Annotated in this window: 10 protein-coding genes and 1 pseudogene; 7 read left to right on the top strand and 4 right to left on the bottom strand. The window is 67.6% G+C overall.

Going from position 1 to position 13,218, the window contains the following annotated elements; genetic code table 11:
• The 3 genes from ACG97_RS16395 to ACG97_RS16385 form a co-directional block, all read left to right on the top strand.
• Positions 1–972: 2-oxo acid dehydrogenase subunit E2 (locus ACG97_RS16395; protein WP_047968456.1), on the top strand; the 972-nt coding region annotated here is incomplete at its 5' end.
• A gap of 107 nt (positions 973–1,079) precedes the next feature.
• Positions 1,080–2,876, top strand: coding sequence for a dihydrolipoyl dehydrogenase (gene lpdA / locus ACG97_RS16390; RefSeq protein ID WP_047968455.1), 1,797 nt, complete (start codon positions 1,080–1,082; stop codon positions 2,874–2,876).
• A gap of 165 nt (positions 2,877–3,041) precedes the next feature.
• Entirely contained in the window at positions 3,042–3,563 is a 522-nt protein-coding gene (locus ACG97_RS16385; RefSeq protein WP_047968459.1) for a transposase, read from the top strand.
• Between the two features lie 73 nt (positions 3,564–3,636).
• Here ACG97_RS16385 and ACG97_RS17050 read toward each other — a convergent pair whose 3' ends face one another.
• Positions 3,637–3,993 (bottom strand): DUF4431 domain-containing protein, encoded by a 357-nt coding sequence (locus ACG97_RS17050; RefSeq protein ID WP_162199020.1) that lies wholly within the window; start codon positions 3,991–3,993, stop codon positions 3,637–3,639.
• A gap of 772 nt (positions 3,994–4,765) precedes the next feature.
• On the opposite strand from ACG97_RS17050, the gene ACG97_RS16375 reads away from it, so the two are divergent.
• Positions 4,766–6,289 carry a cryptochrome/photolyase family protein gene (locus ACG97_RS16375; protein ID WP_047968454.1) on the top strand — a complete coding sequence of 508 codons (1,524 nt, stop codon included), beginning with the start codon at positions 4,766–4,768 and terminating at the stop codon, positions 6,287–6,289.
• A 110-nt stretch (positions 6,290–6,399) separates the two neighbouring features.
• Here ACG97_RS16375 and trxC read toward each other — a convergent pair whose 3' ends face one another.
• Positions 6,400–6,852: a thioredoxin TrxC gene (trxC, locus tag ACG97_RS16370; RefSeq protein WP_047968453.1), complete on the bottom strand. Its 453-nt coding sequence runs from the start codon at positions 6,850–6,852 to the stop codon at positions 6,400–6,402.
• A gap of 238 nt (positions 6,853–7,090) precedes the next feature.
• Entirely contained in the window at positions 7,091–7,861 is a 771-nt protein-coding gene (locus ACG97_RS16365) for a class I SAM-dependent methyltransferase (RefSeq protein WP_047968452.1), read from the bottom strand.
• A gap of 220 nt (positions 7,862–8,081) precedes the next feature.
• Between ACG97_RS16365 and ACG97_RS16360 the strand changes: the two genes are divergently transcribed.
• Positions 8,082–8,930, top strand: a complete 849-nt coding sequence (locus ACG97_RS16360) for a DMT family transporter (protein WP_238377380.1) — start codon at positions 8,082–8,084, stop codon at positions 8,928–8,930.
• Here the strand turns inward: ACG97_RS16360 and ACG97_RS16355 are convergent.
• Complete coding sequence (locus ACG97_RS16355) at positions 8,927–9,319, bottom strand: VOC family protein (protein ID WP_047968451.1); 393 nt, start codon at positions 9,317–9,319, stop codon at positions 8,927–8,929. The genes ACG97_RS16360 and ACG97_RS16355 overlap by 4 nt on opposite strands.
• Before the next feature lie 173 nt (positions 9,320–9,492).
• Here ACG97_RS16355 and ACG97_RS16350 point away from each other — a divergent pair, with 173 nt between their 5' ends.
• Both ACG97_RS16350 and ACG97_RS16345 read left to right on the top strand, forming a co-directional pair.
• Complete coding sequence (locus ACG97_RS16350; protein WP_047968450.1) at positions 9,493–11,208, top strand: autotransporter assembly complex family protein; 1,716 nt, start codon at positions 9,493–9,495, stop codon at positions 11,206–11,208.
• Positions 11,208–13,218: pseudogene (locus tag ACG97_RS16345) on the top strand (translocation/assembly module TamB); the annotation flags it as partial. The gene ACG97_RS16350 and the pseudogene ACG97_RS16345, both read left to right, overlap by 1 nt.

The following is a 13,218-nucleotide window of genomic DNA, read 5'->3' as shown; positions in this document are numbered from 1 at the left end:
GCCACTCAAGTTGCCGCCGCCGTCGCCGCCGCCTTCAACGAAGCCGGCTTCGCCAAGTCGCACGCCGGCCCGTCGGTACGCAAGCTGGCACGCGAACTGGGCGTCGACCTGTCCAAGGTGACAGGCTCCGGCCGCAAGGGCCGTATCGTCGAGGACGACGTGAAGGGCTTCGTGAAGACCATCATGCAGAACCCGGCGGCGCTGGCCCCGGCCGCTGCGCCGGCAGGCAACGGCGGCGGTCTGGACCTGCTGCCGTGGCCGAAGGTCGATTTCGCCAAGTTCGGCCCGATCGAAACCAAGCCGCTGACCCGCATCCAGAAGCTGTCCGGTGCCAACCTGGCCCGCAACTGGGTGATGATCCCGCACGTCACGTTCAACGACGACTGCGATATCACCGAGCTGGAAGAATTCCGCAAGACCATCGGCAAGGAATGGGAAAAGTCCGGCCTGAAGATCAGCCCGCTGGCCTTCATCATCAAGGCCGCCGCCGAAGCGCTGAAGGCGTTCCCGAACTTCAACAGCTCGCTGGACGGCGACAACCTGGTGCTGAAGCAGTACTACCACATCGGCTTTGCCGCCGACACGCCGAACGGCCTGGTGGTACCGGTGATCAAGAACGTCGACCAGAAGGGCATCAAGCAGATCGCCAAGGAACTGACCGACCTGTCCGCGCTGGCGCGTGACGGCAAGCTCAAGCCGACCGACATGCAGGGCGCCACCTTCACCATCTCCAGTCTGGGTGGTATCGGCGGCACCGGCTTCACGCCTATCGTCAACGCACCGGAAGTGGCCATCCTCGGCGTGTGCAAGTCGCAGATCAAGCCGGTATGGAACGGCAAGGAATTCGCGCCGCGCCTGATGTGCCCGCTGAGCCTGTCCTTCGACCACCGCGTGATCGACGGCGCCGCTGCCGCCCGCTTCACCGTGTACCTGGGCAAGCTGCTGTCCGACGTGCGTCGCCTGATCCTGTAATGGTCGCAGCCCGAGGCCTGGCCGCGGTCAGGCCTGGGCTGCCAGCAAGCCATCGTGCCGAATACCGGCGGCGTGCCCTGCGCGCCGCCACCACATGGATGTGAACCATGAGCAATCTGATTGAACTGAAAGTGCCGGACATCGGGGGCCACAGCAATGTGGACGTGATCGAGGTGTTCGTGAAAGTCGGCGACACCGTTGCCAAGGACGACAGCCTGATCACGCTGGAAACCGACAAGGCCACCATGGAAGTCCCGGCCGAAGCGGCCGGCGTGGTGAAGGAAGTGCGCACCGCCGTCGGCGGCAAGATCTCCGAAGGTGACGTGATCGTGGTCATCGAAGTGGCCGGTGCGGCCGCTGCGGCCAACCCTGCGCCGGCTGCGGCACCTGCTGCTGCTCCGGCAGCGGCTGCCCCGCAAGTTGCTGCACCGGTTGCCGCCCCTGCTGCGGCAACGCACAGCGGCACCGCCGACATCGAGTGCGACGTGCTGGTACTGGGCGCCGGCCCCGGCGGCTACTCCGCCGCCTTCCGCGCCGCCGACCTGGGCCTGAAAGTGGTCCTGGTCGAGCGTTACGCCACCCTGGGCGGCGTGTGCCTGAACGTGGGCTGCATCCCGTCCAAGGCGCTGCTGCACAACGCCGCGGTGATCGACGAGGTGAAACACCTGGCCGCCAACGGCATCAAGTTTGCCGCGCCGGAAATCGACATCGACATGCTGCGCGGCTACAAGGAAAAGGTCATCGGCAAGCTGACCGGTGGCCTGGCCGGCATGGCCAAGGCCCGCAAGGTGCAAGTCGTGCGCGGTGTCGGCCAGTTCCTGGACCCGTACCATCTGCAGGTGGAAACCACCGACGGCACGGGCCAGGATAAGACCGGCGCCAAGCAGGTGATCAAGTTCAAGAACGCCATCATCGCCGCCGGTAGCCGCGTGGTGAACCTGCCGTTCATCCCGCAAGACCCGCGCATCGTCGATTCCACCGGCGCGCTGGAGCTGAAAGCCGTGCCGAACAAGATGCTGGTCATCGGTGGCGGCATCATCGGTCTGGAAATGGGCACCGTGTACTCCACGCTGGGTGCGCGCCTGGACGTGGTCGAGATGATGGACGGCCTGATGCAGGGCCCGGATCGTGACCTGGTGAAAGTATGGGAGAAGTACAACGCCCACCGCTTCGACAACATCATGACCGGCACCAAAACCGTGGCCGTGGACGCCCGTGAAGACGGCATCTACGTGACGTTTGAAGGCGCCAAGGCCCCGGCCGAGCCGCAACGCTACGATCTGGTACTGGTCGCCGCCGGCCGCGCGCCGAACGGCAAGCTGATCGGCGCCGAAAACGCCGGTATCGCCGTGACCGACCGTGGCTTTATCGAAGTAGACAAGCAGCAGCGCACCAACGTACCGCACATCTACGCCATCGGCGACATCGTCGGTCAGCCGATGCTGGCGCACAAGGCGGTGCACGAGGCGCACGTGGCGGCAGAAAACTGCGCCGGCGGCAAATCCTTCTTCGACGCCCGCGTGATTCCGGGCGTGGCCTACACCGATCCGGAAGTCGCCTGGGTCGGCGTGACCGAAGAATCGGCCAAGCGTGACGGCATCAAGATCGAGAAAGCGGTGTTCCCGTGGGCCGCCTCCGGCCGCGCCATCGCCAACGGTCGCGACGAAGGCTTCACCAAGCTGATTTTCGACGCCAACACCCATCAGGTGATCGGCGGTGCCATCGTGGGTACCCACGCCGGCGACATGCTGGGCGAAATCTGCCTGGCCATCGAAATGGGCTGCGACGCCACCGACATCGGCAAGACCATCCACGCTCACCCGACACTGGGCGAGAGCATCGGCATGGCCGCCGAAGTGGCGCACGGCAGCTGCACCGACCTGCCGCCGCAACGCAAGAAGTAAACGTGTGACTGCGGCCAAGGTTGGCCGCAGTGAAGACGAGAAAGGGCAAGCCTGATGAGGGCTTGCCCTTTTTTCATGCCTCACGGTTATGATGTTGGCCTGATAAGTAGGTTGGGTTGAGCGCAGCGAAGCCCAACGTTTACCGCGCAAAGTCAGGAGATGGCCATGCGATATCGACGCGCCACTGTTGCGGGCGGCAGCTGGTTCTTTACCGTCAATCTGGCGGATCGGCAGCAGGATTATCTTGTTCGCCATGTCGAGGCCTTGCGTGTGGCGGTGCGCCAGACTAGGCAGCGTTATCCCTTCGAGATCGTGGCAATGGTGGTGATGCCGGATCATCTCCATGCGGTATGGACACTACCGCCTGACGATGCGGACTTTTCCATTCGCTGGGCGATGATCAAATCGCGGTTTTCCCGTGGCGTTCCCGCTGGTGAGCACATTCGAGATAGCCGGGCGCAGAAGCGCGAACGCGGCATCTGGCAGCGGCGATTTTGGGAGCACCAGATTCGTGACGATGCCGATTTACAGGCGCACGTTGATTACATCCATTACAACCCGGTCAAGCATGGTTATGTGCAGAGGGTGGCCGATTGGCCGTATTCGAGTTTTCACCGCTTTGTGCGGCAGGGCTGGTTGCCGAAGGATTGGGCGGGGGCGGGTATGGTGTTGAATATGAAGGAGTAGGGCGCGGTAAACGTTGGGCTTCGCTGCGCTCAACCCAACCTACGGTGCTGACCGACCAAGTTTCTTTAGTCGCTCAATACTGATCTGCCTTGTTGATCTGCTGGACGTCGCACAGCACGGGTGTCAGGTGGTGACCATTGGTTGAGTGGAACAGGGAACACGTTACACGTACTCGTTTATCTTTGTTTTGATTGAATAATCGCCACTGGCTCTTGTCTTTGAGTGCCAGTTGCAGCAGGCGGATGCCTTGCTCTGGCATTTCATCCTCTTCTGCTGTTTGAGGATTGGCTGCAGTGACATTGATCGGCTGATCCAGCTGCAAAGCTGGGAAGGTCACTTTCTTCTCCTTGCCATTCGTGCAGCAATCAATGCCTTGGCGATCCACGAATGTTCCAACCAAGCCTGAGGATGTGTAGTAATGCAGATCCATGGCCGCCACCGATCCAGCTAGGCCAATGGTGGCTAACCCGACCACTATGCATTTGCGCATATCAAAACCCTCGAATTTGATAGTGGCATTCTATGTGCCGGGTGGGACACTGGATAGTTCCTTGATGACAAAATCTATCTTTCCGGCATGGTAGGTTGGGTTGAGCGCAGCGAAGCCCAACGTTTACCGCGATCGCATGCCCAAGGTTGGCCGCAAGCCGTGACGGCTTTGCGACCAACCTTGTTTTCGGATGGGTATCCGCTGCGCGGATGTTTTTTATCTGCCCCTTTCCGCGCGGCGGCGGGTAACTTCTTTGCTTCGCCAAAAGAAAGTTACCAAAGAAAAGGCGACCCGACGGCGCAGGAATTCCCGTAGCAGCGGCCGCCATCCCGGCGCCACCCATACGCTGCGCTCAAAAGGGGGCGGCTTGTTTCCGGGCTGGCGGCCGCTGCTACGGCCTGCGCCAACGGGGTTGGGGCGCGTCGGTTCGGTTTTGGCTGGCGGTGGAATGGCTTGCGGCCAACCTTGGCTCATTCCGGCGCTTTTACTTTCGAGTTTTTCACGGTTAATCGCTGTCTTTGCCTTTGTCCGTGTTTTCCGTGTTCTTCCGTGGCAAAAAAATCAAAGCCGATTACCGCGCCAAGGTTGGCCGCATGCCGTGATGGCTGTGCGGCCAAGCTTGTGTTATCGGCATGCCATCGCGCTGCGACCCGGCCTGATGGCATCATGCAACGACTCGCCATGCTGGCGGGCCGTTTGTCTGGGAGACTGCATGCAACTGCGCCTGATTCTGGGGGACCAGCTCAACGCTGGCCACAGCTGGTACCGCGAACGCCGCGACGATGTGGTGTACGTGATGATGGAAATCCGCAGCGAAACCGGTTACGTGCGCCACCACGCGCAGAAAGTGCTGGCGCTGTTTGCCGCCATGCGCCGTTTTGCGGCCGCGCTGCAGGCCGCCGGCCACCGCGTGCATTACCTGCGCATCGGCGATGCGGCTAACCGCCACGACTTTGCGGCCAACCTGGGCTGGCTGGCCGCGCATTATGCTGCCGACAGCCTCGCCTGCCAGCTGGCGGACGAGCGTCGGGTGGATGCGCTGCTGGCGGCGCTGCCGCAGCAGCTGGGCCTGCCGCTGAGCGTGGTGGACAGCGAGCATTTCTACACCGCGCGTGACGAGGCAGCGGCGCTGTTCGGTAGCAAGGGCTGGCGCATGGAGACCTTCTACCGCCACATGCGCCAGCGCCACAGAGTGTTGCTGGATGGCGCCGGCAAGCCCGAGGGCGGGCAGTGGAACTACGATGCGGCCAACCGCGATCCGTATCGCGGCGAGGTGGCGCTGGCGCCGTGGCCGTTTGCCGGCCACGACCTGCACGCGCTGTGGCAGGAAATCCTTGATGCCGGCGTGCAGACGCTGGGCGAGCCGCAGGCGGAGGCCCTGCGCTGGCCGCTGAGCCGGCGCGAGGCGCGCGCCTGGCTGGCCGATTTCATCCGGCAGCGGCTGCGACACTTTGGCCGCTATCAGGACGCGCTGGTGCACGACGAGGCCTGGCTGTTTCACAGCGGGCTGAGTTTTGCGCTGAATACCAAGATGCTGTCGCCGCACGAGGTGGTGCACGCCGCCGAGGCCGCCTGGCGCAGCGACCCGACGCTGCCGCTGGCCAGCGTCGAGGGCTTCATCCGCCAGATCCTGGGCTGGCGCGAATACGTGCGCGGCGTGTACTGGGCGCGGCCGGATTTCGGCAGCGTGAACGCCTTGCAGCACCGCCGGCCGTTGCCGCGCTGGTTCTGGGATGGCGACACCGGCATGGCCTGTGTGGCACAGGCGGTGCGCGGCAGCCTGCAGCACGCCTACGCCCACCACATCCAGCGCCTGATGGTGACCGGCAACATCGCCCTGCTGCTGGGCTGTGATCCGGATGCGGTGGACGCCTGGTATCTGGGCATCTACATCGATGCCTTCGAGTGGGTGGAGCAGCCGAATACGCGCGGCATGAGCCAGTGGGCCGACGGCGGCTTCATGGCCAGCAAGCCCTATGTGTCCGGCGGCGCCTATCTGGCGCGCATGGGCGACCACTGCACGCACTGCCGCTATACGGTCAAGCAGAAAACCGGGCCGCGAGCCTGCCCGTTCAACAGCCTGTACTGGCACTTTCTGGCACGGCACGAGGCGACGCTGGCGGCCAACCCGCGCCTGGCGATGCCCTACGCCAGCTGGCGCAAGATGGATGCGGCGACGCGGCAGGCGCTGCTGGCGCAGGCTGACGCCTGTATCCGAAACGCCGATACGCTATAGCAATCATCCCCGGATACGCTGTCGCCTATCCGGGCGACACGTGTTCATGACCGCAAAGGTTGGCCGCAGGTCGTGTCGGCTTACGCTGCGCCAACCCGACCTACACACGGTTACCGCCCCGCCTTCTGCAATCCTGCCGCGATCCAGCGCTGGATGCTGGCGCTGTCCATGGCACCGGCCTGGCGCTGGATTTCACGGCCGCCGACGAACAGGATCAGGGTCGGGATGCTGCGGATGGCGAAGCGCTGGCCGAGGGTGGTTTCGTTCTGGGTGTTGATCTTGGCGAAGCGCACCTGCGGCAGCGCCGCGGCGGCCTGGGCGAAGGCGGGGCCCATCATCTGGCACGGGCCGCACCACGGCGCCCAGAAATCGACCACCACCGGGATGTCGTTGCGCGAGATGTGGCGCTCGGCGTGGTCGACGGTCAGTTCCAGCGGCTGGCCGGTCAGCAGCGGCTGGTGACACTGGCCGCAGTTGGGGCCGTCGGTCAGGCGGCTGGCGGGGACGCGGTTGAGCGCGTGGCAGTGCGGGCAGGCCAGGTGCAGGGCGGTGGGGGTGTTCATGGCAGGCTCCAGGGGGTCTCTGCTGGCCATATCGGTGCGGCGTCGCCACTTTCAAGGCTTGGCGCCTGCGGCCTGCCCACTGCCGGTCGGTGCGGCCAGCCGCTTGACACGCTGGGCTGACCTTAGCCGGGCGCCTGCCGCAGATCAGGCCGCAAGGTTGGCCGCAGGCGGTAAGCGACTTGCGGCCAACCTTGGCAGCCGTTGTGTGTTTCACGCGGCAGGCGCTGGTCTTGCCCGTTCAGCCGCCGCGCTGGCCCCACCACAGCCCGGTGCGGGTGGTGAAGCTGCCGTCGGCTTCCAGTTGCAGTGCGGCGGCGACTTCCTGCGGCGCCTCCTGCTGCAGCTGGCGCAGCATGGCGACTTTTTCCGGCGGCGTGCGCATGCGGCTGACCCAGCTGCCGAACTCCAGCCGCAGCGGCCAGCGCTCGTGCTGTTGCAGGGTGATGCCGGCGTCGGCCAGCAGCCGGCGCCATTCCGCGTCGGAGCGGTCGCGGATGTGGGAGCGGTCGCGCAGCAGTTCCCAGCATTGCAGGTGAGTGTCGACCAGCGCGTCGGCGTCGGTTTCCACGTCGATCAGCAACAGGTAGCCGCCTGGGCGCAGCACGCGGCGCATTTCCTGTACCCCGGCGGCGAGGTCCAGCCAGTGGTGGGCGCTGTAGCGGCTGGCGACCAGATCGAAGCTGGCGTCGGCAAACGGCAGCGCGGCGGCGTCGCCCTGTTGCGTGGCGATATTGCCGTGGCCATTGGCGGTGGCCGCCGCGGCGACGGTGGCCAGCATCGCCGGCGCCGGGTCCAGCGCCACCACTTCGCCCAGCAGCGGTGCCAGCGCGAAGCTGAGGTGGCCGGCGCCACAGCCGACATCCAGGGCGCGGCCGTGGCGCGGCAGGTGGGCGGCGACCAGCTGCTGCGCGGCGGCGAGGTCGGGGCCGGCGGCGTGCACCGCGCTGGTGAGGTAGGCTTGCGCCTGCGGGTCGAACTGTTGCCGGGTGGCCTGGTGATGGCTGCTCATGTCGGGTGCTCTGCAAGATGGAGTCACGACCTTAACCGCTGCCGGATAGGGGTACAAGATAAGCAGTTATCCTGGTATCCGTGCTACCTGCCTGCGCGGCCGGCGGCGGCCAGCACGCGCCGGCGCTGCAAAAAACGGCTATGGTAGGCAGCACCCACTGCTGGCGGCGCTCGCCAGTGGCCTATCCTGATCTCTTGCCCGATCTCTTGAAGGAGCCGCCGTGACCGCACGCGCACAGACCCTGTGGCTGACCTGGCTGGCGATGCTGGCCTTTGCCGGCAATTCGCTGTTGTGCCGGCTGGCGCTGAGCAGCACCGGCATCGACGCCGCCAGTTTCACCGCGATCCGCCTGCTGTCCGGCGCGCTGATGCTGGCGGCGCTGGTGGTGTGGCAAACGCGGCAGTGGCCGGCGGCCGGCAGCTGGCGCGGCGCGGTGGCGCTGTTCGTCTACGCCGCCGCGTTCTCGTTTGCCTATCTCAGCCTGCCGGCGGCCAGCGGCGCGCTGTGCCTGTTCGGCGCGGTGCAGGCGACCATGATCGCCTGCGGCTGGTGGCAGGGCGAACGGCTGGCCGCCCGCCAGTGGCTGGGCTTTGTCGCGGCGCTCGGTGGGCTGCTGTTGCTGCTGTTGCCGGGGGCGTCGGCACCGCCGCTGGGCGGCATGTTGCTGATGCTGCTGGCCGGCGTGGCGTGGGGCGCGTATTCGCTGCTCGGGCGCGGCGCCGGCGATGCCACCGCGGTGACCGCCGGCAATTTCCTGCGCGCGCTGCCCCTGGCGCTGCTGCTGTGGCTGTGGCAGGCGCCGCCGCTGTCGCCGCCGGTGGCCGGGGTGGGGTACGCGGTGGCGTCCGGGGCGCTGGCGTCGGGTATCGGTTACGCCATCTGGTATCGCGCGCTGCGCGGGCTGAGCGCCAGCAGCGCGGCCACGGTGCAGCTGAGCGTGCCGCTGCTGACGGCGCTGGCCGGCTGGCTGCTGCTGGCCGAGCAGCCGGGTTGGCGCCTGCTGCTGGCGGCGCTGGCGATACTCGGCGGCATCGCGCTGGTGATCCGCGCGCGGCCGGCACGCGCCTAGGCGGATTTCAGCTGCAGCAGGTCCCAGCGGTTGCCGTAGAGATCCTCGAACACCACGACCGTGCCGTAGGCTTCCTCGCGCGGAGACTCGCAGAAGTGCACACCGCGCGCCTGCATCGCGTGATAGTCGCGCCAGAAGTCGTCGCTTTCCAGAAACAGCCATACGCGGCCGCCGGCCTGGTGGCCGATGAATGCCGCCTGCTCCGCCGTCGAGGGCTGCGCCAGTACCAGTGCGCAGTGGCCGGCGCCGCGCGGGCTGACCACGACCCAGCGCTTGTGTCCCTGCGGCTGGTCTTCCAGCAGTTCAAAACCGAGCTTGTCGACATACCAGGCGATGGCGGTGTCGTAGTCGTGTACCAGCAGTGCGACGCGGGAGAGGTGCTGTGCCATGGATAGCTCCGTTGAGGGTTGGCCGCACAGTATGCGTGCCAGTGGCCGCGGCGGGAACGGTGCGCGCCGGCGGCGGTCTGATCTACGGCGCCGCTCGTGTGAATGTCATTTTTCATTGCGCGGCAACTGCACTACCATGGGCGCTTGCCCGCCCACCTGCTGACTATCCGCCCATGTATCGCGTCCTGTTGTTACTTGCCTGCCTGCCCCTGACTGCCCACGCGCTGGATTACCGCGTCGAGCTGGCGGCGCCGTCGGAACTGGACGCGCTGCTGCGCGGCAACCTCGACCTGTACACGCTGCAGCAGGATGAGGCGCTGACGGCGCAGGACCTGGACAGCATCGTGGCCGGCACCCCGGCCGAGGCGCGCGCGCTGCTGGAGACCGAGGGCTATTTCGGCAGCGAGGTGCAGGTCAGCCGCGACGGCAACACGGTGCGGGTGCAGGTCAGCGCCGGCGCGCCGGTGATCGTCAGCGCGGTCGATGTCACGCTGCAGGGACCGGTGCGGCAGCAGGCGGATTTCAGCCGCTTTCTTTCCAGGGTGATGGAAGACTGGGCGCTGCCGGAGGGTGCGGTGTTCCGCCAGGACGACTGGGACAGCAGCAAGAAGGCGGCGCTGCGCCCCTTCCTGCTCGACCGCTTCCCGCAGGCCAGGCTCACCGCCGCGCAGGTGCGCATCGACCCGGCCAGCCGCCAGGCGCGGGTGACGCTGACGGTGGACAGCGGGCCGCTGATCCGCTTCGGCGACTTCCGCATCGACGGCCTGCAGCGCTATCCGGCCAGCATCGTCAGCGGCATGGCCGATTTCGCGCCCGGCGCGCCGTACTCGCAGCCGTCTCTGGTGGCGTTGCAGGCGGCGCTGGAGAACGATCCGCACTTCACCGGTGTGGTGGTGGCGCCGCTGTGGGAACAACTGCACGACGACACGGTGCCGCTGGGCATCACCCTGAGCGAGCAGCAGCGGCAGAAGCTGGAGGTCGGCCTCAACTACAGCACCGGCGACGGCGCCGGCACCCGCCTGGGCTACGAGCACTACAACCTGCTGCGCCGCGGCTATACCGGCTCGGTGGCCTACGACTGGAAAAAGTCGCGGCAGCAGCTGGATCTCGGCCTCGGTTTTGCGCGCGGCAGCGACGGCTACGCGCACAGCCTCAACCTGCAGCAGCGCCACGCCGAGCAGAACCTGACCATCACCGACGCCACCGAGCTGGGCCTGTTCCGCGTGCGCCAGCGCGGCGAGATCGAGGCCCGCTTCGGCGTGGAATACCTGATCGAACGCGAGAAGATCGAGGGCGAGGCCACCCGCGACAACAAGGCGCTGATCCTGTCCTACGGCTGGGCGCAGCGGGCGATGGACAACCCGCTGCGCCCCGGTTCCGGCTATCTGCTGGAGGGCCACCTGTCCGGCGCCGGGCTGGCGGCGGACACCCGTTTCCTGCGCGCCTACGGCCGCGGCGCGCTGTACTGGAGCCCGTCCTTCATGCGCGGCACCTGGCTGACGCGGCTGGAGCTGGGCCAGGTGTGGGCCGACGACGCGCTGCAGGTGCCGGCGTCGCGCCTGTTCAAGGCCGGCGGTGTCGGCAGCGTGCGCGGCTACGACTACCAGAGCCTCGGCATCGTCAGCCCCGACAGCGGCGCGATCACCGGCGGCCGCGTGCTGGCCACCGCGACGCTGGAATACCAGTACCCGCTGACGCCGGCGTGGCGGCTGGCGGCGTTCGTCGATGGCGGTGACGCCGCCGACAGCTGGCAGAGCTGGCGCCTGGCGCGGGCGCAGGGGGTCGGCGTGCGCTGGCTCAGCCCGCTGGCACCGCTGGCCTTCGACATCGCCTATGGCGCGCGCGACCAGCGCTGGCGCTGGAACCTCAACCTGGGGCTGGCCTTCTGATGGCGCACACCGAAGACCTGCTGCCGTCGTCATCCCTGCCGCCCCCGTCCCTGCCATCGGCGGCGCCGCCGGATACCCCGGAACCGCCGCCTGCGCCGCGTCGCCGCCTGCGGTGGTTGCGCTGGCTGCTGTTGCTGAGCCTGCTGCTGTTGCTCGGTGTTGGCGGCGCGCTGGCGTGGTTCACCGCCACGCCGGCCGGCTTCGCCAGCCTGTGGCCGCTCTTGGAGCGCGCCAGTGGCGGCCAGCTCAAGGTTGGCCGCAGCCACGGCACGCTGTGGCGCGGCTTCGTGCTGGAAGACCTCCGCTGGCAGACGCCGCAACAGCAGCTGGCGCTGAGCCGGCTGCAGCTGGCGTGGTCGCCGCAGCGGCTGTGGCAGCGCCAGTTGCAGATCGAACAACTGCACCTCGGCGTGCTGCGCTATCACAGCAGCAAGCCGTCCGACGGCAGCCCGCCGCAGCTGCCGGCCCACCTGCGCCTGCCGCTGGACGTCGCCATCGACAGCCTGCGCCTGGACGCGCTGCAGCTGGGCGACGCGCCGCCGCTGCTGAACGCGCTCGACGCCGGCTACTACTACCAGCAACAGCAGCACGCGCTGGTGTTGCGCCGGCTGGACAGCCGCTGGGGGCGGATGTACGCCAGCGTGGCGCTGGGCAGCAGCGCGCCGTTCGCACTCGGCGGGCGGCTGGAATACGACGGCGTGCTGGAAGGCGTCGCCAGCCGCGGCGTGCTGACGCTGCAGCAGTCGCTGCTGGCGCCGCGCGTCAGCGGCACCGTCAGCGCACTGGGACTGTCGGCCGACCTGAAGGCACGGCTGCGGCCGTTCGCGCCGCAGGCCTTGCAACGCCTGCAGCAGCTGGACGTGCGCATCGGCGGCATCAATCCGCAGGCACTGCAGCCGGGCTGGCCGCAGGCGCGGCTGGGTCTCGCGCTGCAGCTGGCGCCGGGGGCGGGCGGCGTGCTCGACGGCGGCGTGTCGCTGATCAACTACCAGCCCGGAGCGCTCAGCGCGCAGCGGCTGCCGCTGTCGCTGCTGTACGGCCCGTTCCAGATCCGAGACGACACCCTGCTGCTGAACAATCTGGTGGCGGAGCTGGCCGAGGGCCGCGCCACGCTCAACGGCCGCGTCAGCGCCAGCGCGCTGGCACTGGCGTTGCGGCTGGACGGCATCCACAGCCAGGCGCTGCTGGCCAGCCTGCCATCGCACCGCATCGGCGGCGACATCCGCGTGTCTGGCAGCCCGCGCGCACCGCAGCTGGCGCTGGCGCTGGCCAGCGGCAAGCTGTCGCTGCGCGGCACACTGTCGCTGCCGGCGCCGCAGCAGTGGCAATTGCAGCAGCTGCAGCTGGGCACCGGCGCCGGCCGGCTGTTGCTGGACGGCACGCTGGCGCTGGGCGCGGTGCCGCAGCTGGACGCGCGCGGCAAGCTGCAGGCGCTGAACCCGGCGGCGCTGTCGCCGCAACTGCCGGTGGGCAATATCAACGGCAATTTCAGCGCCAAAGTACGGCTGGCACAGGCGCCGCAGGGCGAGCTGCGGCTGCAGCTGACGCCGGGCACGCTGTCCGGCGCGCCGCTGTCCGGCCGGCTGCAGGCCAGCTGGCAGGCGCAGCGGCTACGCACGCTGCAGGGTCAGCTGCAACTGGGCGGCAACAGCCTGCGTCTTGCCGGCAGCTACGGCAAACCGGGCGACCGGCTGCAGATGCTGCTCGACGCGCCGCAGCTGGGCCTGCTCGGCCCGGCGTTCTCCGGGCGGGTGCGCGGCGAGCTGGATCTGGGCGGGGTGCCGGCACGGCCACAGGTGCGCGCCGACCTGCAGGCCAGCAACCTGCGCCTGCCGGGGGCGCTGGCGGTGGCCAGCCTCAGCCTGCAGGGCGAGAGCGGCATCGCCGACGACAGTCCGTTCCGTATCCGCCTCGATGGCCGCACGCTGACGCTGGGCGACAGGCAGCTGGCGCGGCTGAGCCTGCAGGCCGACGGCAGCCGTCTCGCGCACCGGCTGCAGCTGAGTGCCG

Origin of the sequence: Vogesella sp. EB, from assembly GCF_001037925.1 — a bacterium.
GTDB lineage: Bacteria > Pseudomonadota > Gammaproteobacteria > Burkholderiales > Chromobacteriaceae > Vogesella > Vogesella indigofera.
The sequence above is the reverse complement of the archived record's forward strand: the minus strand, read 5'-3'. Positions and strand labels throughout refer to the sequence as shown.

Excerpts from the sequence above, each read along its gene's own strand:
- lpdA (WP_047968455.1), top strand. The coding sequence starts at position 1,080 with ATGAGCAATCTGATTGAACTGAAAGTGCCGGACATCGGGGGCCACAGC.
- ACG97_RS16385 (WP_047968459.1), top strand. The coding sequence starts at position 3,042 with ATGCGATATCGACGCGCCACTGTTGCGGGCGGCAGCTGGTTCTTTACC.
- ACG97_RS17050 (WP_162199020.1), bottom strand. The coding sequence starts at position 3,993 with ATGGATCTGCATTACTACACATCCTCAGGCTTGGTTGGAACATTCGTG.
- ACG97_RS16375 (WP_047968454.1), top strand. The coding sequence starts at position 4,766 with ATGCAACTGCGCCTGATTCTGGGGGACCAGCTCAACGCTGGCCACAGC.
- trxC (WP_047968453.1), bottom strand. The coding sequence starts at position 6,852 with ATGAACACCCCCACCGCCCTGCACCTGGCCTGCCCGCACTGCCACGCG.
- ACG97_RS16365 (WP_047968452.1), bottom strand. The coding sequence starts at position 7,861 with ATGAGCAGCCATCACCAGGCCACCCGGCAACAGTTCGACCCGCAGGCG.
- ACG97_RS16355 (WP_047968451.1), bottom strand. The coding sequence starts at position 9,319 with ATGGCACAGCACCTCTCCCGCGTCGCACTGCTGGTACACGACTACGAC.
- ACG97_RS16350 (WP_047968450.1), top strand. The coding sequence starts at position 9,493 with ATGTATCGCGTCCTGTTGTTACTTGCCTGCCTGCCCCTGACTGCCCAC.